General features: G+C 72.4%; 3 protein-coding genes. All 3 read left to right on the forward strand.

Going from position 1 to position 21,689, the window contains the following annotated elements; all coding sequences use genetic code 11:
* Window positions 1-120: 120 nt before the first annotated feature.
* The 3 genes from ABTX18_RS29020 to ABTX18_RS29030 are packed head-to-tail and all read left to right on the forward strand — an operon-like array spanning window position 121 to window position 21,580.
* Complete coding sequence (locus tag ABTX18_RS29020; protein ID WP_352125732.1) at window positions 121-8,169, forward strand: non-ribosomal peptide synthetase; 8,049 nt, start codon at window positions 121-123, stop codon at window positions 8,167-8,169.
* On the forward strand, window positions 8,166-15,947 hold the full coding sequence (locus tag ABTX18_RS29025; protein ID WP_352125733.1) for a non-ribosomal peptide synthetase: 7,782 nt from the start codon (window positions 8,166-8,168) through the stop codon (window positions 15,945-15,947). The genes ABTX18_RS29020 and ABTX18_RS29025 overlap by 4 nt, the downstream gene beginning before the upstream one ends.
* Window positions 15,944-21,580 (forward strand): non-ribosomal peptide synthetase, encoded by a 5,637-nt coding sequence (locus ABTX18_RS29030; RefSeq protein ID WP_352125734.1) that lies wholly within the window; start codon window positions 15,944-15,946, stop codon window positions 21,578-21,580. Before ABTX18_RS29025 ends, ABTX18_RS29030 begins: the two co-directional genes overlap by 4 nt.
* Window positions 21,581-21,689 lie beyond the last annotated feature (109 nt).

Raw genomic sequence — 21,689 nt, forward strand, 5'->3', positions numbered from 1 at the left:
CGGCCGAGGCTCCGGTGGCTGAAAGGCTTTCAATAACGCGGTGAAAGCGGCCGTTCCTAGGTTGTGTCTCCCGGTCGAATGCGAGTACCGCGGTGATGCGCGAACTGAGGAGTCGGACCCATGGCAGGTGTGGTGATACGGGACCCGGAGCGATCCGGCCCCGGCCCGGTGGCACGGCTTTCCGGACAGGCCCGGCGCATGCCGGACCGGGTGGCGGTGGCCGGGCCCGGGATCTCCTGGAGCTACCGGGAGTTCGACCGGTCGACGGACCGCCTCGCCGGCCGGCTGCGGGACCTCGGGATGACCGGCGGCGACACCGTCGCGGTGTACGCACGGCGCACCCCGCAGCTGGCGCTGGCGCTGCTGGGCATCGCGAAGAGCGGTGCCGCCTTCACCGTGCTGGACGCCGCGCACCCGGTCGAGCGGCTGCGCCGGTACGCGGCGGCGGCCCGCCCCGGAGCGTGGATCACCTGTGACCCGTCCGGTGTCCCGGAGGAACTCGCCGCCGGTGCTCCGGTCCTGTACGCGGACGACCGCGTGCAGGACGGTCCCGGGACCGCCCCGGGGCCGCGGCCGCCCCTGACCGGATCCGGACCCGCCTACCTGACCTTCACCTCGGGCACCACGGGCGAGCCCCGCGCCGTCCTCGGCGACTGGGCGCCGGTCGAGCACTTCCTCGACTGGTACACCGCACGCTTCGCCCTGGGCGGCGACGACCGCTTCGCCGTGCTGTCCGGTCTCGGCCACGACCCCCTGCTGCGCGATGTGTTCGCCCCGCTGTGGGCCGGCGCGGCCGTCGTGTTCCCCGGGAGCGAGGTACGCGAAGCCGGCCGGATCGCCCGGTGGCTGGACGACGCCCGCATCACCGTCGCCCACCTCACCCCCGGCCTGGGCGACGTGCTGGCCGACGAGGCCCCCGAGGGCGGTTGGCCGGCGCTCACGCTCGCCGGGTTCGGCGGCGAGGCACTCGGCTGGACCACCGCCGACACCTGGGCGGCCCTCGCACCGAACGCCCGGGTCCTCAACATGTACGGCACCACGGAGACCCCGCAGGCCGTGTCCGTCCTGGTCGCCCGCGAGCCCGGCACCGACCCGGCCGCGACCGCACGCCACGGCGCGCTGGTGCCCCTCGGCCCGGGCATCGACGGCGTCCGGCTGCAAAGAAGCCCTGACGGCGAACTGACCGTCCACACCCCGTACCTCGCCCGGTACGCCGACGACAGCGATCCCGCGGGCTTCGCCGGGGCGTACGGCACGGGAGACCTGGTGCGCGCCCTGCCGGACGGGACGTTCGGCTACGAGGGGCGGCGCGACGACCAGGTCAAGATCCTCGGGTTCCGGGTGGAGCCCGCCGAGATCGAGTCCGTCCTCCTGCGCGCGCCGGGCGTGGCCCGCGCCGCCGCCGTCGTGCGGGACGGTGCCGTCACCGGCTATGTGGTCCCGGACCGGGACGCGGACCTCGTGCCCGAGGCCGTCGTCCGGTTCGCCGCCGCACACCTGCCCCCGTACAGCGCCCCCGCCCGGGTGCTGGTCCTCGACGCCCTGCCCATGACGGGGAACAACAAGATCGACCGGACGGCTCTGCCCGTACCGTCCGTGGCCGGCCGCCCGGGCCGTGCGCCCCGCACCGTGCGCGAGGACCTGATGTGCGGCCTCTTCGCCGAGGTGCTCGGACAGGAACGGGTGGGCCCGGACGCCGACTTCTTCGCCCTGGGCGGCCACTCCCTCAAGGCGAACCGCCTCACCAACCGCATCCGCCGCGTCTTCGGCGTGACCCTCCGGGTCGGCGACGTCTTCGACGCCCCCACCGCGGCCGCGCTCACCGCCCGCCTCGACGCGGCGGCCGTGGGCCGCCCCGCGCTCACCCGTACGGCCCGGCCCGCGCGGGTGCCGCTCTCCGCCGCCCAGCGCAGGCTCTGGTTCCTGTCCCAGCTCGACGCCGCGGACACCTCGTACAACACCGCGTACACGCTCCGGCTCACCGGCACCCTCGACCGTGCCGCGCTGCGGGCCGCCCTCGACGACCTCACCGCGCGCCACGAGATCCTGCGCACCGTCTACCGGGAGTCCGACGGCGAGCCCCGGCAGGTCGTCCTCGACACCGCCCCGGCCCTGCTCCGCTTCGACACGGCGACCGAGGAGGAACTCCCCGAGCGGCTCACCGCCGCCTCCCGGCACCGCTTCGACCTGGCCGGCCGGCCGCCCGTCCACACCGTCCTGTTCACGACCGGCGAGGACCGCCACGTCCTGCTGCTCGTCGTGCATCACATCGCGGTGGACGGCGGGTCACTCGGCCCGCTCGCCGCGGACCTGTCCACCGCCTACGCCGCCCGGCTGGGCGGCCGGGCCCCCGACTGGCAGCCCCTGTCCGTCCAGTACGCCGACTACACCCTGTGGCAGCACGCCCACGACAGCGGCGAGAGGGATCTCGCCTACTGGGAGGAGCGCCTCGCCGGTCTCCCCGACGTGCTGGACCTTCCCACCGACCGCCCCCGGCCCGCCGTCGCCGGCACCGGCGGCGGCCGGATCGGCTTCACCCTCGACGCCGGACTGCGCCACGGGCTCGACGCGCTCGCCCGGCGGACCGGCACCACCCTCTTCATGACCGTCCAGGCGGGCATCGCGGCTCTCCTCACCCGGCTGGGCGCGGGCACCGACATCCCCCTCGGCACCGCCGCCGCCGGGCGGGACGACGAGGCGCTGGACGACGTCATCGGCTGCTTCGTCAACACCGTGTGCCTGCGCACCGACACCTCGGGCGACCCCTCGTTCCGCACCCTGCTGGCCCGCGTCAGGGAGGGGTCGCTCGGTGACTTCGCCCACCAGGAACTGCCCCTGGACCGGCTGGTCGAGCACCTCAACCCGGTGCGCTCGCTGGCGTACCACCCGCTGTTCCAGACGATGCTGACCTTCCAGGGCGGGGACCGCGCGCAGTTCTCCCTCCCCGGCCTCGACGCCGAACTCGGCACCGTCGACCGGCGGTCCGTGAAGGTGGACCTCTCGTTCCTGTTCGAGGAGACCGCCCCGCAGGACGCGGCCCCGGCCGGTCTCGCCGGCACGCTCGAATACTCCTCGGCCCTCTTCGACGCCCGGAGCGCCGAGGACATCGCCGCCCGCCTGGTCCGGCTGCTGACCGCCGCCGCCGACCGCCCCGACCTGCCGATCGGCTCCCTCCCCGTCCTCGCTCCGGCCGAGCACCACCGGCTGACCGAGGAGTGGAACGACACCGCCCGCCCGGTGGCCGAGGCGACCCTGCCGGAACTCTTCGAGACGCAGGCGGCCCGCACACCGGACGCCGTCGCCGTCGAACACGAGGGGACCTCCCTCACCTACCGCGAGCTCGACGCGCGCGCCGACCGGATCGCCCACGAACTGGCCGGGTTCGGCGCGGGACCCGAGCGGATCGTCGCCGTCGCGCTGCCCCGGGGCGGCGACCTCGTGGCCGCGCTCCTCGCCGTCGGCAAGGCGGGCGCCGCCTATCTGCCGCTCGACCTCGACCACCCGGCCGACCGCATCGCGTTCATGCTCGACGAGGTCGCCCCCGTCGCCGTCGTCACCACCGGCGCGCTGAGCGACCGGCTTCCCCCGCGGTACCGGCGGATGGTGCTCGACGACCCCGGGACCGCCGAGCGCCTCGACGCCCCCGCCACGGACACCGTCCGCATCCGCCGGGCCGTGCCGTCCAACACCGCCTTCGTCATCTACACCTCCGGCTCCACCGGACGCCCCAAGGGCGTCATGGTCGAACACCGCTCCCTGAACCTCTACCTCGCATGGACCCGTCAGGCCTACGACAGCGTGCGGGACCGGGCCCTGGTCCACTCCCCGGTCTCCTTCGACCTCACCGTCACCGGCCTGTTCGCCCCGCTGACCTCCGGCGGCACCGTGCAGCTGGCCGACCTCGACGGCACCGCACGGCCTGACGCGATCCGGGAGGCCGCCGCCTTCGTCAAGGCCACCCCCAGCCACCTGCCGCTCCTGATGGAGATCGACGAGAAGTACTCGCCGACCCGGCAGCTCGTCCTGGGCGGCGAATCACTCATGGGCGACGTTCTCGACGCCTGGCGGGCCCGGCACCCCGGTGCCACGGTCATCAACGAGTACGGCCCCACCGAGACCACGGTCGGCTGCACCGAGTACCGCATCGCCCCCGGCGACCCGGTCCCCTCCGGTGTCGTGACCATCGGCACCCCCATCTGGAACACCCGGATGTACGTGCTCGACAGTCGGCTCCAGCCCGTGCCGGCGGGCGTCCCCGGCGAGCTGTACATCGCCGGCGGGCTCGTCACCCGCGGCTACCACGCCCGCCCCGGACTCACCGCGGGCCGCTTCGTCGCCGACCCCTTCGGCCGGGCGGGTGCCCGCATGTACCGCTCCGGCGACCTGGCCCGCTGGAACCGCGACGGGCTCCTGGAATTCATCGGCCGGGTCGACCACCAGGTCAAGGTGCGCGGATTCCGCATCGAACTCGGCGAGATCGAGTCCCTGATCGGCGCGCACCCGGACGTCTCGCAGGCCGTCGTGATCGTCCGGGAGGACCGGCCCGGTGACAAGCGGATCGTCGCCTACGTGGTCCCCGCCGGCCCCGGCACGGACGCCGCCGCCCTCCGTTCGTACGCGGCCGGGCGCCTGCCCGACTACATGGTCCCGGCGACCGTGGTGCTGCTCGACGCCTTCCCCACCACCGTCAACCGGAAGCTGGACCGGGACGCACTGCCCGCACCCGAGACCCCGCGGGAGGACACCGGCGACACGGCCCCGCGCACCGCACGCGAGGAGATACTGTGCGGCCTGTTCGCCGAGGTCCTGGGTGTCGAACGGGCCGGAGCCGACGCCGACTTCTTCGCCCTGGGCGGGCACTCCCTGCTCGCCACCCGGTTGATCAGCCGTATCCGCACGGTGTTCGGCGTCAAGATGTCGCTGCGCACCCTCTTCGAGGCACCGACCCCGGGCGGCATGGCGGCCCGCCTCGAAGACGCCGACACCGCCCCGGTCGGGCCGCGACCCCAGCCCCGCCCCGAACGGGTCCCGCTCTCCCACGCCCAGCAGCGGCTGTGGTTCCTGAACCGGCTCGACGACACCGGCTCCACCTACAACGTGCCCCTGGCTCTCCACCTCGACGGCCCTGTGGACGTGCCCGCGCTGCGCGCCGCCCTCGCCGATCTCACCGCCCGGCACGAAACCCTGCGCACCCGCTACCCGGAGACCGCGGGCGAGCCCCACCAGCAGATCCTGCCGCCCGAGGTGAGCGCCCCGCACCTCGACGTCGTCGCATGTGACGCATCACGTCTGCCCGCCGCCCTGGCCGCCGCGTCCCGGTACGCGTTCGTACTCGACCGCGACCTTCCCATCCGCACCACCCTGTTCACGTCGGCGCCCGAGCGGCACGTCCTGCTCGTCGTGATCCACCACATAGCCGCCGACGGCTGGTCCACCCGGCCCCTGCTCCGCGACCTGTCGCGGGCGTACGCGGCCCGGATCCGCCAGGAGGCCCCGCAGTGGCGGCCGCTCCCCGTCCAGTACGCGGACTACGCGCTCTGGCAGCGCGACACCCTCGGTGACGGCGACGACCCCGGCGCCCCGCTCGCCCGGCAGTGCGCCTACTGGGCCGAGCAGCTGGCGGGCATGCCCGACGTGCTGGAACTGCCGCTGGACCGGCCCCGGCCCGCCGTGGCCGACCACCGGGGCGAACAGATCCACTTCCGGCTCGGCACCGACGCCCACCGGGCGCTCACCGCGCTCACACGCACCACCGGAACCACCGTCTTCATGGCGGTGCAGGCAGCGGTCGCGGCGGTCCTGACCCGGCTGGGAGCGGGAACGGACCTGCCGATCGGCACCGCCGTCGCCGGCCGCGCCGACGAAGCACTCGACGACATCGTCGGATTCTTCGTCAACACCCTGGTCCTGCGCACCGACACCTCGGGAGACCCGGGTTTCCGCACGCTCCTGGAACGCGTCCGCGAGAGGGACCTCGCCGCCTTCGCACACCAGGACGTGCCCTTCGAACGGCTGGTGGAAGCGGTCAACCCGGCGCGCTCCCTCGCCTACCACCCGCTCTTCCAGGTCATGCTGGTCCTCCAGGACCACACGGCGGCCCCCGAGCTGCCCGGGCTCACGGCGCGCGCCGAGGACCTCAGCGCCGGCGCCGCCAAGTTCGACCTCACCTTCAGCGTCGAGGAGCACGACGACCGCCTCACCGGAACCCTCGGCTACGCGGTCGAACTCTTCGACCGCTCCACCGCGCAGTTCTTCGCCGACGCCCTGGTACGGGTCCTCGAAGCCGCCGTGTCCGACCCCGACCGGCCGATCGGCGACCTGCCGATCCTGCCGGCCGCCGAACGCGACCTGGTGCTCCACCGCTGGAACGCCACCGCCACCCCCGTCCCGGACGGCTCGCTGCCCGAGCTCTTCCGGGCCCAGGTCGCCCGCACCCCCCACGCACCCGCGGTACGGCTCGGCGCCGACACCCTGTCGTACGAGCAGCTCGACCGGCGTGCCAACCGCATCGCCCACCGCCTCATCGAGTCCGGAGCAGGCCCGGAGACCCGCGTCGTGCTCTTCCAGGAACGCTCCTTCGACGCCGTCGCCACGATCCTCGGCGTCCTCAAGGCAGGGGCGATGTACGTCCCCCTCGACACCCGTTACCCCGCCGACCGCATCCGTACGATCCTCGATCAGGCGGCCGCCTCCCATGTCGTCATCGACCGCGGGCACCCCGCGGCGCCGGCCCTGCCCGCCGGCACGACCGTCGTCCACCTCGACGACACAGGGACCGGGCCCGGCCACGACCCGCGGCTCCCGGTCCACCCGGGCGGGCTCGCCTACGCCATGTTCACCTCCGGCTCGTCCGGCATTCCCAAGGGCGTCGCCGTCACCCATGCCTCCGTGGCGGCACTCGCCGCGGACCGCTCGTTCACCGGAGGCGGTCATGCCCGGGTTTTGCTCCACTCCCCGCTCGCCTTCGACGCCACCACCTACGAGATGTGGGTGCCGCTGCTGAACGGCGGCGAGATCGTCATCGCCCCACCGGGCGAGACCGACCTCGACACCCTCACGGCGCTGCTCACCGGCGGGAGCCTCACGGCGGCGTTCTTCACCACCGCGCTGTTCAACGTCCTCGCCGAGGCCGAGGGCAACCCCCTCGGTGCCCTGCGCGAGGTGTGGACGGGCGGCGAGGCGGGCTCGTCGGCGGCGTTCCGCCGCGTGAGCGACACCTGCCCGCAGACCCGGGTCGTCCACGTCTACGGACCCACCGAGTCCACCACGTACGCCACCCGGCACCAGGTGCGCCGCCCGTACGACTACGGGGGAACCCCGCCCATCGGTGGTCCCATGGACAACACCACGGCCTTCGTGCTCGACGGCCGGCTGCACCCCGTGGCCCCCGGAGTCCCCGGCGAGCTCTACCTCGCCGGTGCCGGGCTGGCCCGCGGATATGTGGGCCGGCCGGACCTGACGGCGGGGCGGTTCGTGGCGTGCCCGTTCGGTGGTCCGGGGGAGCGGATGTACCGGACCGGGGATGTGGTGCGGTGGCGTGCGGATGGTCAGCTGGAGTTCGTCGGCCGTGCCGACAGCCAGGTGAAGGTACGCGGACTGCGCATCGAACTGGGCGAGATCGAGGCCGAGCTGAACGGCCACGCCGAGGTGCTGCGGAGCGCCGTCGTGGTCCGCGAGGACCGGCCCGGTGATCAGAGGATCGTCGCGTATGTGGTGGCGGGGCCCGGATTCGACGCGGCGGCGGTGAAGGCCGCGGCCGGCGTCCGGCTGCCGGAGTACATGGTGCCGTCCGCGTTCGTGACGCTTGACGCGCTGCCGCTCACCCCGAACGGCAAGCTCGACCGCACGGCACTCCCGGCCCCGCAGGCGACCGCCGAACGGGCGGGCCGCGCACCGCGGACCGCGCAGGAGGAGATCCTCTGCGGTCTGTTCGCCGAACTCCTGGGCCTGGACGGTGTGGGAGCGGACGAGAACTTCTTCGAGCTGGGCGGGCACTCGCTGCTCGCCACCCGGCTCATCAGCCGGATCCGCACCGTGTTCGACGCCGAACTCGCGATCCGCGCCCTGTTCGAGAACCCGACGGCCGAAGCCCTCGCGGGCGAGCTGGCCGGCGCCCAGAAGGCACGGCCCAAGCTGCGGCCCATGAAGAGGACCGAGGAGACGTCATGATTCCGCTCTCGTACACCCAGCAGCGGCTGTGGTTCCTGCACCGCCTGGAAGGCCCGAGCCCCACCTACAACGTTCCTCTCGCCCTTCACCTTGATGGTCCGCTTGATGTGGGGGCGTTGGGGTGGGCGTGGGGGGATGTGGTGGCGCGGCATGAGGTGTTGCGGACGGTGTTTCCGGAGGTGGGTGGGGTGCCTCGGCAGCGGGTGTTGCCGGTGGGTGAGGGGGTGCCTGGTTTGGTGGTGGTGGATGTGGATGAGGTGGGTGTGGGGGCTGCTCTGGGGGTGGCTGCTGGGTATGGGTTCGCGTTGGAGCGTGAGGTTCCGGTGCGGTTGACGTTGTTCCGGGTGGGTGCGGAGCGGCATGTGTTGTTGGTGTTGTTGCATCACATTGTGGCGGATGGGTGGTCGACGGGTCCGTTGTTGCGGGATCTGTCGGTGGCTTATGGGGCGCGGGTGGGTGGTGGTGTGCCGGGGTGGGCGGCGTTGGAGGTGCAGTTCGCGGATTTCGCGTTGTGGCAGCAGGAGGTTTTGGGGGAGGAGGGTGATCCGGGGAGTCTGATGGCTCGGCAGTCCGCGTTCTGGGCGGCTGAGTTGGCGGGGTTGCCGGAGTTGGTGGAGTTGCCGTTGGACCGGTCGCGTCCGGTGGTGGCTTCGCATGCGGGTGGTGATGTGGGTGTGTGTGTGGGTGCGGGCACGCATCGGGCGTTGGTGGAGTTGGCGCGGTCGACGCGGTCGACGGTGTTCATGGTGGTGCAGGCCGCGGTTGCCGCGTTGTTGACGCGGTTGGGTGCGGGGTCGGATGTGCCGGTGGGGACGGCGGTGGCGGGTCGTTCGGACGAGGCGCTGGATGATCTGGTGGGGTTCTTCGTCAATACGTTGGTGTTGCGGACGGATACGTCGGGTGATCCGGGGTTCCGTGAGTTGGTGGAGCGGGTGCGTGAGGCGGATCTCGCGGCGTTCGCTCATCAGGACATGCCCTTCGAGCGGGTCGTGGAAGTCGTGAACCCGGCCCGTTCGCTGGCCTACCACCCCCTCTTCCAGGTCATGCTGGTGCTCCAGAACAACGCGAGTGCCGAACTCTCGATGCCCGGCCTGACCGGCAGGCTCGAAGACCTCAGCGCAGGCACCGCCAAGTTCGACCTCACCCTCAGCCTCCACGAGCGGACCGCTGAGGACGGCAGCCCCGCGGGAATCACCGGGGGTCTGACCTACGCCACGGACATCATCGACGCGTCGACGGCCCAGGACTTCGTGGCGCGTCTGGTGCGGTTGCTGGATGCGGCGGTGGTGGATGTGGAGCGTCCGATCGGTTCGTTGGAGGTGTTGTCGGGGTCGGAGCGGGTGCGGTTGCTGGAGGAGTGGAACGACAGTGCGCGGCCGGTGCCGGCGTCGACGTTGCCGGTGCTGTTCGAGGAGCGGGTGGCGGGTGCTCCGGACGCGGTGGCCGTGGTGTGCGGTGACGTGTCGTTGTCGTACGCGGAGTTGAACGTGCGGGCGAACCGGCTGGCGCGGTATCTCGTCGGGCGGGGAGTGGGTCCGGAGCGGCTGGTGGCGGTGGCGTTGCCGCGGTCGGTGGAGTGGCTGGTCGCGGTGTTGGCGGTGGTGAAGGCGGGTGGTGCGTATCTGCCGGTCGATCTGTCGTATCCGGCGGACCGGATCGCGTACATGCTCGATGACGCCCGGCCTCTTCTGGTCCTGACCGACAGTGCGTCCGTGCCCGGTCTGCCCGGCCGGGAGCATGTGGTCGTCGATGAGCTCGAGGATGTTGTCGCGTGTTACCCGGGCGCTGATCTGGGTGATGCGGACCGGGAGGCGCCGCTCGGCCTGGGCGCGCCGGCGTGGGTGATCTACACGTCCGGTTCGACGGGCCGCCCGAAGGGTGTGGTCGTCACCCACTCGGGCATCGCGAGCCTCGTGCGTTCCCAGATCGAGGCCTTCGACGTCACACCGGAGAGCCGGGTGCTGCAGTTCGCCTCGCCGAGCTTCGACGCCGCCGCCTGGGAGGTGTGCATGGCGTTGGTCTCCGGGGCGCGGTTGGTGATGGGGTCGTCGCAGGAGTTGCTGCCCGGTGAGGGTTTGGCGGGTGTGCTGGCGAGGCATGCGGTGACGCATGCGACGCTGCCGCCCGCGGCGCTGGCTGTGATGCCGGAGGGTGGTCTGCCCGAGGGAATGACGCTGGTGGTGGCGGGGGAGGCGTGCCCGCCGGCGATGGTGGAGCGCTGGTCGGCCGGCCGGCGGATGATCAATGCGTACGGTCCGACGGAGACGACGGTCTGCGCGACGATGAGCGGCCCTCTGAGCGGTGCGGTGATCGCGCCGATCGGCGGCCCGATCGTCAACACCCGCGTCTTCGTGCTCGATCACAACCTGCGTCCGGTGGCGCCGGGTGTGGCGGGTGAGCTGTATGTGTCGGGTGCGGGCCTGGCCCGCGGGTATCTGGGCCGTCCCGGGCTGACGGCGGGGCGGTTCGTGGCGTGCCCGTTCGGTGGTCCGGGGGAGCGGATGTACCGGACCGGGGATGTGGTGCGGTGGCGTGCGGAGGGTCAGCTGGAGTTCGTCGGCCGTGCCGACAGCCAGGTGAAGGTACGCGGGTTCCGTATCGAGCTCGCAGAGGTCGAGGCCGTGCTCGGTACGTGCCCCGGTGTCGTCCAGGCCGCCGTGGTGGTGCGTGAGGACCGTCCGGGAGATCGCCGGCTGACCGCGTACGTCGTGGGCGGCGTGGATGCGGCTCGGTTGCGGGCGTATGCGGGTGAGCGGCTGCCGGAGTACATGGTGCCCTCCGCGTTCGTGTCGCTGGACGCGTTGCCGCTCACGCCGAACGGCAAGCTCGATGTGAAGGCATTGCCCGAGCCCGCGCTGTCCATGGCCCCGGCCGCAGGCGACCGGGCCCCGCGCACTCAGCGCGAGGAGATCCTGTGCGGTCTGTTCGCCGACGTCCTCGGCCTCGACCGCGTCGCCCCCACCGCCAACTTCTTCGAAATCGGCGGGCACTCGCTGCTCGCCACCCGGCTCATCAGCGGCATTCGCTCGGCCTTCGGGGTCGAGCTGGCGATCCGGACGCTCTTCGAGGCTCCGTCGCCCGCCGCTCTGGCCGGCCGCATCGACGATGCCGACTCCGCCCGCACCTCACCGGTGCGCAGGGAGCGGCCCGAGATCCTGCCGCTCTCCCATGCCCAGCGAAGGCTGTGGGTGCTCGGCCAGGTCGAGGGCGCCGACGCCACGTACAACGTTCCTCTCGCCCTTCACCTTGATGGTCCGCTTGATGTGGGGGCGTTGGGGTGGGCGTGGGGGGATGTGGTGGCGCGGCATGAGGTGTTGCGGACGGTGTTTCCGGAGGTGGGTGGGGTGCCTCGGCAGCGGGTGTTGCCGGTGGGTGAGGGGGTGCCTGGTTTGGTGGTGGTGGATGTGGATGAGGTGGGTGTGGGGGCTGCTCTGGGGGTGGCTGCTGGGTATGGGTTCGCGTTGGAGCGTGAGGTTCCGGTGCGGTTGACGTTGTTCCGGGTGGGTGCGGAGCGGCATGTGTTGTTGGTGTTGTTGCATCACATTGTGGCGGATGGGTGGTCGACGGGTCCGTTGTTGCGGGATCTGTCGGTGGCTTATGGGGCGCGGGTGGGTGGTGGTGTGCCGGGGTGGGCGGCGTTGGAGGTGCAGTTCGCGGATTTCGCGTTGTGGCAGCAGGAGGTTTTGGGGGAGGAGGGTGATCCGGGGAGTCTGATGGCTCGGCAGTCCGCGTTCTGGGCGGCCGAGTTGGCGGGGTTGCCGGAGTTGGTGGAGTTGCCGTTGGACCGGTCGCGTCCGGTGGTGGCTTCGCATGCGGGTGGTGATGTGGGTGTGTGTGTGGGTGCGGGCACGCATCGGGCGTTGGTGGAGTTGGCGCGGTCGACGCGGTCGACGGTGTTCATGGTGGTGCAGGCCGCGGTTGCCGCGTTGTTGACGCGGTTGGGTGCGGGGTCGGATGTGCCGGTGGGGACGGCGGTGGCGGGTCGTTCGGACGAGGCGCTGGATGATCTGGTGGGGTTCTTCGTCAATACGTTGGTGTTGCGGACGGATACGTCGGGTGATCCGGGGTTCCGTGAGTTGGTGGAGCGGGTGCGTGAGGCGGATCTCGCGGCGTTCGCTCATCAGGACATGCCCTTCGAGCGGGTCGTGGAAGTCGTGAACCCGGCCCGTTCGCTGGCCTACCACCCCCTCTTCCAGGTCATGCTCACCTTCCGTACCGAGGTGTCCGACGACGACATCCAGTTGCCCGGCCTCACGACGAAGGTCGACGGCCTGGACACGCCGGCCGCCAAGTTCGACCTGGCCTTCAGCCTCAGCGAGCGCCGCGACCCGTCGGGGGCCCCGGCCGGCATCACGGGCAGCCTCGTCTACGCGACCGACTCCTTCGACCGCTCCACCGCCGAACTCATCGTGGCGCGTCTGGTGCGGTTGCTGGATGAGGCGGTGGTGGATGTGGAGCGTCCGATCGGTTCGCTGGAGGTGTTGTCGGGTTCGGAGCGGGTGCGGTTGCTGGAGGAGTGGAACGACAGTGCGCGGCCGGTGCCGGCGTCGACGTTGCCGGTGCTGTTCGAGGAGCGGGTGGCGGGTGCTCCGGACGCGGTGGCCGTGGTGTGCGGTGATGTGTCGTTGTCGTATGCGGAGTTGAACGTGCGGGCGAACCGGCTGGCGCGGTATCTCGTCGGGCGGGGTGTGGGTCCGGAGCGGCTGGTGGCGGTGGCGTTGCCGCGGTCGGTGGAGTGGCTGGTCGCGGTGTTGGCGGTGGTGAAGGCGGGTGGTGCGTATCTGCCGGTCGATCTGTCGTATCCGGCGGACCGGATCGCGTACATGCTCGATGACGCCCGGCCTCTTCTAGTCCTGACCGACAGTGCGTCCGTGTCCGGTCTGCCCGGCCGGGAGCATGTGGTCATCGATGATCTTTCGGATGTTCTTGCCGGGTACCCGGGCACTGATCTGGGTGATGCGGACCGGGAGGCGCCGCTCGGCCTGGGCGCGCCGGCGTGGGTGATCTACACGTCCGGTTCGACGGGCCGCCCGAAGGGTGTCGTCGTCACCCACTCCGGCATCGCGAGCCTCGCGGTCGGACAGGTCGAACGATTCGGTGTGACGGCCGCGAGCCGGGTGCTGCAGTTCGCCTCGCCGAGCTTCGACGCCGCCGCCTCCGAAGTCTGCATGGCTCTGCTGGCCGGGGCGCGGTTGGTGATGGGGTCGTCGCAGGAGTTGCTGCCCGGTGAGGGTTTGGCGGGTGTGCTGGAGCGGCATGCGGTGACGCATGCGACGCTGCCGCCCGCGGCGCTGGCTGTGATGCCGGAGGGTGGTCTGCCCGAGGGAATGACGCTGGTGGTGGCGGGGGAGGCGTGCCCGCCGGCGATGGTGGAGCGCTGGTCGGCCGGCCGGCGGATGATCAATGCGTACGGTCCGACGGAGACGACGGTCTGCGCGACGATGAGTGGCCCTCTGAGCGGTGCGGTGATCGCGCCGATCGGCGGCCCGATCGTCAACACCCGCGTCTTTGTGCTCGATCACAACCTGCGTCCGGTGGCGCCGGGTGTGGCGGGTGAGCTGTATGTGTCGGGTGCGGGCCTGGCCCGCGGGTATCTGGGCCGTCCCGGGCTGACGGCGGGGCGGTTCGTGGCGTGCCCGTTCGGTGGTCCGGGGGAGCGGATGTACCGGACCGGGGATGTGGTGCGGTGGCGTGCGGAGGGTCAGCTGGAGTTCGTCGGCCGTGCCGACAGCCAGGTGAAGGTACGCGGGTTCCGTATCGAGCTCGCAGAGGTCGAGGCCGTGCTCGGTACGTGCCCCGGTGTCGTCCAGGCCGCCGTGGTGGTGCGTGAGGACCGTCCGGGAGATCGCCGGCTGACCGCGTACGTCGTGGGCGGCGTGGATGCGGCTCGGTTGCGGGCGTATGCGGGTGAGCGGCTGCCGGAGTACATGGTGCCGTCCTCGTTCGTGTCGCTGGACGCGTTGCCGCTCACCCCGAACGGCAAGCTCGATGTGAAGGCATTGCCCGAGCCCGCGCTGTCCATGGCCCCGGCCGCAGGCGACCGGGCCCCGCGCAGCCAGCGCGAGGAGATCCTGTGCGGTCTGTTCGCCGACGTCCTCGGCCTCGACCGTGTCGCCCCCACCGCCAACTTCTTCGAAATCGGCGGGGACAGCATCCTCTCGATCCAGCTCGTCAGCCGGGCCCGCCGGGCCGGACTGACGTTCAGCGCCCGGGACGTGTTCACGCACCAGTCGGCCGCCGTCCTGGCGACCGTCGCCGAGGAGGCCGGCGCGGGTGTGGAGCAGCGGACCCCGGACGACGGCACCGGACCTGTCGAGGCCACGCCCATCATGTACTGGCTGCGTGAACTGGGCGGCTCCTGGCAGGGATTCAACCAGTCCATGGTCGTCCAGGTGCCCGCCGGCGCCGACCGCGACCGGCTCGCGACGGCGCTCCGCGCGCTCGTCACCCGGCACGACGTGCTCCGCATGCGCGCCGTACCGGGCCCGGACAACGGGTGGCGGCTCGACATACCGTCCGCCAAGTCGGCGGACTCCGGCCGGCCGGTCCCTCTGCACCGCGTGGACACCACCGGCCTCACCGGTCCGGCGCTCGACGCCGTGACGGTGCGCGAGGCCGAAGCGGCGCGGCTGAGGCTGGATCCCGCCGAGGGCGCGATGATCCAGTTCGTCTGGTTCGACCGGGGAGCCGAACGGCCCGGACGCCTCCTGATCGTCGCCCACCACCTCGTCGTGGACGGGGTCTCGTGGCGCATCCTGCTCCCCGACCTCGCCGCGGCCTGGGCGGGCCGGGAGCTCGACCCCGTGCCCATGTCCTTCCGCCGATGGTCCGGACTGCTCGCCGAAGCCGCCCACGCCCGCCGGCCCGAACGCGGCCTGTGGGAAGCGACGGTGGCCACGCCCGACCCGGTGCTCGGCACCGGACCGCTGGACGCTGCCCGAGACGTCGCCGGCACCACGAGGTCGCTCACCCTGCGCCTGCCCGCCCAGATCACCCGGGACCTGCTGACGACGGTTCCGGCCTCCTTCCACGCCGGGATCAACGACGTCCTGCTCACCGGGCTCGCCCTGGCGGTCCTGGAGCACCGCAGGCGGCAGGGCCCCTCGCCCTCCACCGCACTGCTGCTGGACCTGGAGGGGCACGGCCGGGAGGAGATCGTGCCCGGCGCCGACCTCTCCCGTACCGTCGGCTGGTTCACGTCCCTGTGCCCCGTACGTCTCGATCCGGGCGACGTGTCCGATGCGGAACTGGCCGACCCGGGCCCGGTCGTCGGGCGGGTGCTCAAGCAGGTCAAGGAGCAGCTCCGCGCTCTGCCCGACAACGGCATCGGCTTCGGGATGCTCCACCGGCTCACGCCGGAGGGTGGTCGGCTCGGCCACCCCGTACCGCAGATCGGGTTCAACTATCTCGGCAGGTTCGACGCCGCACCCCCCGGGCAGCACGAGAACACCGCCGACTGGACGGTCGTTCCCGGCGCGGCGGGTCCGCTGCCGCGCGACCCGGAGATGCCCGTCGGGCACGCGCTGGAGATCAACGCGGTCACCGAGGACCTGCCGGCCGGACCGGAACTCACCGCCACCTGGACCTGGCCCGACGCCCTGTTCGCCGAGCGGGACGTCCGGGCGCTCGCGACGGCGTGGTTCCGCATGCTGCGTGTGCTCGCCGAGCATGCCGAGGCGCCGGACGCCGGTGGATACACCCCGTCCGACCTTTCCCTGGTGTCACTGAGCCAGGACGAAATCGACGAGCTGGAAGCAGAATTGAGGGAAATCGCATGACGAACTCCACGAAGACCTCGAAGACCTCCACGAAGACCTCGGGGCTCGAGGACGTCCTGCCGCTCTCGCCGCTCCAGGAAGGGCTCCTCTTCCACGCCCTCGCGGACGAGGGCGGAACGGACGTCTACAACACGCAGCTGGTCATGACGCTCGAAGGACCCCTCGACCCGGCCCGGCTGCGCGCGGCCGCGGAGGCCCTGCTGAGCCGGCACGCCAACCTGCGTGCCGCCTTCCGGCAGCGGGCGAACGGGCAGGCCATCCAGGTGATCCACCGCGAGGTCCAACTGTCCTGGTGCGAGGTGGACCTGTCGGGCCTGTCCGGCACGGCACAGCGCACCGCCCTGGACACCCTTCTCGACGAGGACCGGGTCCGCCGCTTCGACCTCGCGGTGGCCCCGGCCATCCGGTTCACTCTCGTCCGGGCCGCGACGGCGCACCACCACCTGGTGATGACGAACCACCACATCCTGCTCGACGGATGGTCCGCGCCGATCGTCCAGCAGGAGCTCCTGACGCTGTACGCGGAGGGCGGCGCACCCACGCGGCTGCCCCCGGTCACCCCGTACCGCACCTATCTGGCCTGGCTCGCCGGGCGCGACACGGCCGGCTCCGCCCTCCGGGACGCCTCCGGGAAGGCGTGGACCGGGGCCCTCGCCGGGCTGCGGGCCCCGACCCTGGTCGCCGCGTCCGGCGAGGAGCGCGCTCCGCTGCTGCCCGAGTACGCGACCGCCCGCCTCGACCCGGAGCGCACCGCGGCCGTCCTCGGGGCGGCACGTGCCAACGGGCTGACCGTCAACACACTCCTCCAGGGCATGTGGGCCCTGGTGCTGGGCGGGCTGACCGGGTCCGAGGACGTGGTGTTCGGCTCGGTCGTGTCCGGGCGTCCACCGGAGATACCCGGCATCGAGACCATGGTCGGTCTCTTCATCAACACCGTGCCGGTACGGGTCCGGCTCGACCGCTCCGCCCCGCTCACCGGCGCTCTGGCCCGTCTCCAGGACGAGCAGAGCCTGCTCCTGGACCACCAGCACCTGCGCCTCGGAGAGCTTCAGCGGCTGGTCGGCCACGGTGACCTCTTCGACACGGCCCTCACCGTCGAGAACTACCCCGGCGGCGGCGCCGCACCCCCCTCCTACGCCGGACTGCGGGTGCGCGGGGTTTCCGGCAAGGACGCGGCCCACTACCCGCTGCGCATGATCTCCGGTATCGAGGGGGACCGGCTGCTGCTGCGCCTCGAATACCGTCCCGACGTGTACGGGCCCCGGGCGGCCGGGATACTCGTCGCGCACGCCGTGCGCCTGCTCGAGGCCATGGCGGACCGCCCCCAGTGCCCGGTCGGGGAACTGCCCGTGCTCGACGCGGAGCAGCGGGCGGCCCTTCCCGCAGCCCCGGACGCGGCGAAGGCCGGCCCGGATGCGGCGAAGGCCGCCCAGGACGCGGGCGAGGGGCGGCCCCCGCGCCCCCGGCGCGCCGGACGCACCCCGCAGGAGGAGATCCTGTGCGGTCTCTTCGGCGAGGTTCTCGGCAGGACCGGCGTCTGCGGCGACGACAACTTCTTCCAGTGCGGCGGGCACTCCCTGTCCGCCGTCAAACTGCTCGGCCGTGTCCGCGCCGCGTTCGGCGTCTCGCTGCCGGTCAGGGAGCTCTTCGAGGCTCCCACCCCCGCCGCGCTCGCCCTGCGCCTCCAGGCCGGCACGCGGACCGGGCCCGCCCTGGAGACCGCCGCGCGCCCCGGACACGTGCCGCTCTCCTTCGCCCAGCAACGGCTCTGGTTCATGCACCGGCTGGAGGGCCCGAGCGCCACGTACAACATCCCCGTCCCGCTGCGGCTCAGGGGCGTCCTCGACGTGCCGGCTCTGACCGCGGCGCTCGGTGACCTCACCGCCCGGCACGAGACGCTCCGCACGGTGTTCCCGGAGACCGACGGCACCCCCCACCAGCTGGTGCTGCCGGTGGCCGAGCCCGTGGTCGAGGTCCGTGACACCACCGCCGCGGACACGGCGCGGGCGTTGCTCGAGGCCGCGCGGTACGCGTTCGACCTCACGACCGAGACGCCCCTGCGCTGCACGGTCCTGCGGCTCTCGGCGGACGAGCACGTGCTGCTGCTCCTGGTCCACCACATCGCGGGGGACGGCAGTTCCGTCGCGCCGCTGCTGCGCGACCTCGCGGAGGCCTACGCGAGCCGGTGCGAGGGCACCGCCCCCGACTGGTCGCCGCTGCCGGTCCAGTACGCCGACTACGCGCTCTGGCAGCGGGCCGTGCTCGGCGACGCGGACGACCCCGACAGCCTGCTGGCGCGGCAGCTCGACTTCTGGCGCACCGCTCTCGCCGGAGCTCCCGGACAGCTCGAGCTGCCGACGGACCGGCCCCGGCCCGCGGTCGCCGACTACCGGGGCGCGTCGGTCGCCTTCAGCCTGGGTGCCGAGGCGCACCGCGGCCTCGCGGCCCTCGCCAGGGCCCGCCACAGCACCCTGTTCATGACGGTGCAGGCGGGGCTCGCCGCGCTCCTCAGCGCCGTGGGCGCCGGCGACGACATTCCGATCGGTACGGCCGTCGCGGGGCGTACGGACCCGGCTCTCGAAGACCTCGCCGGGTTCTTCGTCAACACGCTGGTGCTGCGCACCGACACGTCCGGGGACCCCGGCTTCGACGAACTGCTGGGCCGGGTCCGCGAGACCGGCCTGGCCGCCTACAGCCATCAGGAGCTGCCGTTCGAGCGGCTCGTCGAGGCGCTCAACCCGGCACGGTCCTCCGCCCATCCGCTGTTCCAGGTGATGCTGGCGTTCCAGAACACGGCTGAGCCCGACATCCGGCTGCCCGGCCTGGACATCGAGTTCGAGGGGTTCGGGGTCGGCGTCGCCCGGTGCGACCTGTCCTTCTCCGTCGCCGAGACCCACGACGCCGACGGGACCCCCGCCGGCCTGAGCGGCATCGTCGAGTACGCGACGGCACTCTTCGACCCGGAGAGCGTGCGGGCACTGGCCGACCGCTTCGTCCGGCTGCTCACCGCCGTCGCCGCCGACCCGGCCCTGCCGCTCAGCCGCATCGACCTGCTCTCCGCCGCCGAGCGCACGGCGGAGCTCGGCGCCGGGCGGGGCGTTCCCGCACGCGTGGCCCCCTCGACGCTGCCCGCCCTGTTCGCCGAGCAGGTGGCCCGCACACCGGACGCCCCGGCCGTACAGCACGGGGACCTCGTCCTCGGTTACGCCGAGCTGGACGCACGCTCCACCCGGCTGGCGCACCGGCTGCGCGCCCTGGGCGCCGGACCCGAGACGACGGTCGCGCTGGCCCTGCCGCGCTCCGCCGACCTCGTCGTGGCGATCCTGGCCGTGTCGAAGGCGGGCGCCGCCTATCTCCCCCTCGATCCGGACTATCCCGCGCAGCGCGTCTCCCTGATGCTGGCGGACACCGGACCGCGGTGCGTCGTCACCACGGCCGCGCACGCCGAACGGCTGCCCGCCGGGGCCGCGCCCGTCCTCCTGCTCGACGGCCCGCCGCCGGCCGACGGGCCGCAGGACCACACGCCCCCGGCCGTGGATCTGCTCCCGGACCATCCCGCGTACGTGATCTACACCTCGGGCTCCACCGGCGTCCCCAAGGGCGTGGTCGTCACCCACCGGGGCCTCGCCGCGCTGGCGGCCGGCCACCGCGACCTCCACGGGGCGGGCCCGGGCAGCCGGGTGCTGCAGTTCGTCTCCCCGAGCTTCGACGTGTCGGTCGCCGAACTCACCATGGCGCTGCTCACCGGCGGCTGCCTCGTCGTACCGGAACAGGTGCCGGTCGGCGCGGAACTCGCCGCGTTCCTGCGCGCCGAGCGGATCACCCACGCCCACCTCCCGCCCGCCGTGCTCGCCGGCCTGCCGGAGACCGAGCTGCCCGACCTCGCCGTCCTGATGTCCGGCGGTGAGGCGGGAAACCCCCGACTGGTCGAACGCTGGGCGCCCGGCCGGCGCATGGTCAACGCCTACGGTCCGACCGAGGCGACCGTCGAGGTCACCCAGTGGGCCATGGACCCGTCGGAGTCCGGCCGGCAGCCGATCGGTCATCCGCTGCCCGGCGTACGCGTCTACCTGCTGGACGCCCACCTGCGCCCCGTACCGCCCGGCGTACCCGGCGAGATGTACATCGGCGGAAGCGGCCTGGCCCGCGGCTACCAGCACCGTGCGGCGCTCACCGCGGGCCGCTTCGTGGCCGACCCGTACGGACCGGCGGGGGAGCGGATGTACCGGACGGGCGATCTGGGCGCCCGCCGCAGAGACGGGCGGATCGACTTCCTCGGCCGCGGCGACGGACAGGTCAAGCTCCGCGGCTACCGGATCGAACTCGGCGAGATCCAGGCGGCCCTGGTCCGGCTGCCCGAGGTGCTGGCGGCGGCCGTCACCGTACGCGAGGACCGGCCGGGCGACCGCAGGCTCGTCGCCTACGCGGTGCTGCGCGACGGGAGCGCAGACACCGGCACGATCAAGGCGGCGCTCGGCGGTGAACTCCCCGAACACATGGTGCCGTCGGCCGTCGTCCCGCTCGACCGGCTGCCCCTGACCCCCAACGGCAAGCTCGACGTACGCGCACTGCCCGCGCCCCCGGACCGGCACGGCACGCACCGGGCGCCGCGCAACGCACGCGAAGAGGTGATGTGCCGGCTCTACGCCGAGATCCTCGGGGTGGACACGGTCGGCATCGACGACAACTTCTTCGAGCGGGGCGGACATTCGCTGCTCGCCTCCAGGCTGGCCGGGCTCATCGCCCAGGTGCTCGGTGCCGACGTCCCCGTGCGGGCCGTCTTCGAAGCGCCGACACCGGCCGCCCTGCTGCGCCGCGTCGACACCGAGGACGGCAAGGAGGGGGGCGGCGGCTTCGACGTGCTGCTCCCGCTGCGGACCACGGGCGAGAGAGCCCCGCTGTTCTGCGTCCACCCGGTGGGCGGGCTCAGCTGGTGCTACTCCGGCCTGCTGCGCACCCTGGACACGGACACTCCCGTGTACGGACTGCAGTCGAGGGGCGTGGACGGGGTGACGCCCACGGCCGAGTCGATGCGGAGCATGCTCGACGACTACGTGGCGCAGATCCGGTCCGTCCGCCCGCACGGCCCCTACCACCTGCTCGGCTGGTCGCTCGGCGGCACGCTCGCCCAGGCACTCGCCGCCGAACTGCAGCAGCGCGGCGAGGAGGTGGGGCTGCTCGTGCTCCTCGACGCCTACCCGGTGGAGGAGGAACGCCGGGTGGAGATGGAGGCCCGGCAGATCCTCACCGACATGTACCAGGCCTACGCGCGCATGCACGGGGAGGACGACACCCTGCCGGACACCGAGGACGCCGTACGCGCCGGGATCGTCGCCTACATGGGGCGCAGCGACGGGGAAGTGCGCCACCTCGACGGGAAGCAGCGCGGTGACGTGCTGAACGTCCTGGTCAACAACGTGCGACTGGCGTCCCCGACGGAGCCCGCCCCGTACAAGGGCGATGTGCTGCTGGTCGCGGCCGAGGAGAACGTACGCGAATGGGCCGACCCGCGGGGCTGGGAGCCGTATCTCTCCGGTGAATTCGAGCGGGTCGCGATAGCGTCCACGCACGAGGCGATGATGGCGCCCGCACCCGCCGCCGAAATCGGCCGGATTCTTTCCGCGCGTCTTTGAGAAAGCGTGCTCGGCCCGGTGCCGGACCTCCGTACGCGGAGGCCCGGCACCGGGCATTTCACGTCCCGGACGATGAGAAGTGAACCGATACTCCGTCGATAAAGCCCCT

Source organism: Streptomyces sp. NPDC096323, from assembly GCF_040302845.1.
Lineage (GTDB): Bacteria > Actinomycetota > Actinomycetes > Streptomycetales > Streptomycetaceae > Streptomyces.

Excerpts from the sequence above, each read along its gene's own strand:
- ABTX18_RS29020 (WP_352125732.1), top strand. The coding sequence starts at position 121 with ATGGCAGGTGTGGTGATACGGGACCCGGAGCGATCCGGCCCCGGCCCG.
- ABTX18_RS29025 (WP_352125733.1), top strand. The coding sequence starts at position 8,166 with ATGATTCCGCTCTCGTACACCCAGCAGCGGCTGTGGTTCCTGCACCGC.
- ABTX18_RS29030 (WP_352125734.1), top strand. The coding sequence starts at position 15,944 with ATGACGAACTCCACGAAGACCTCGAAGACCTCCACGAAGACCTCGGGG.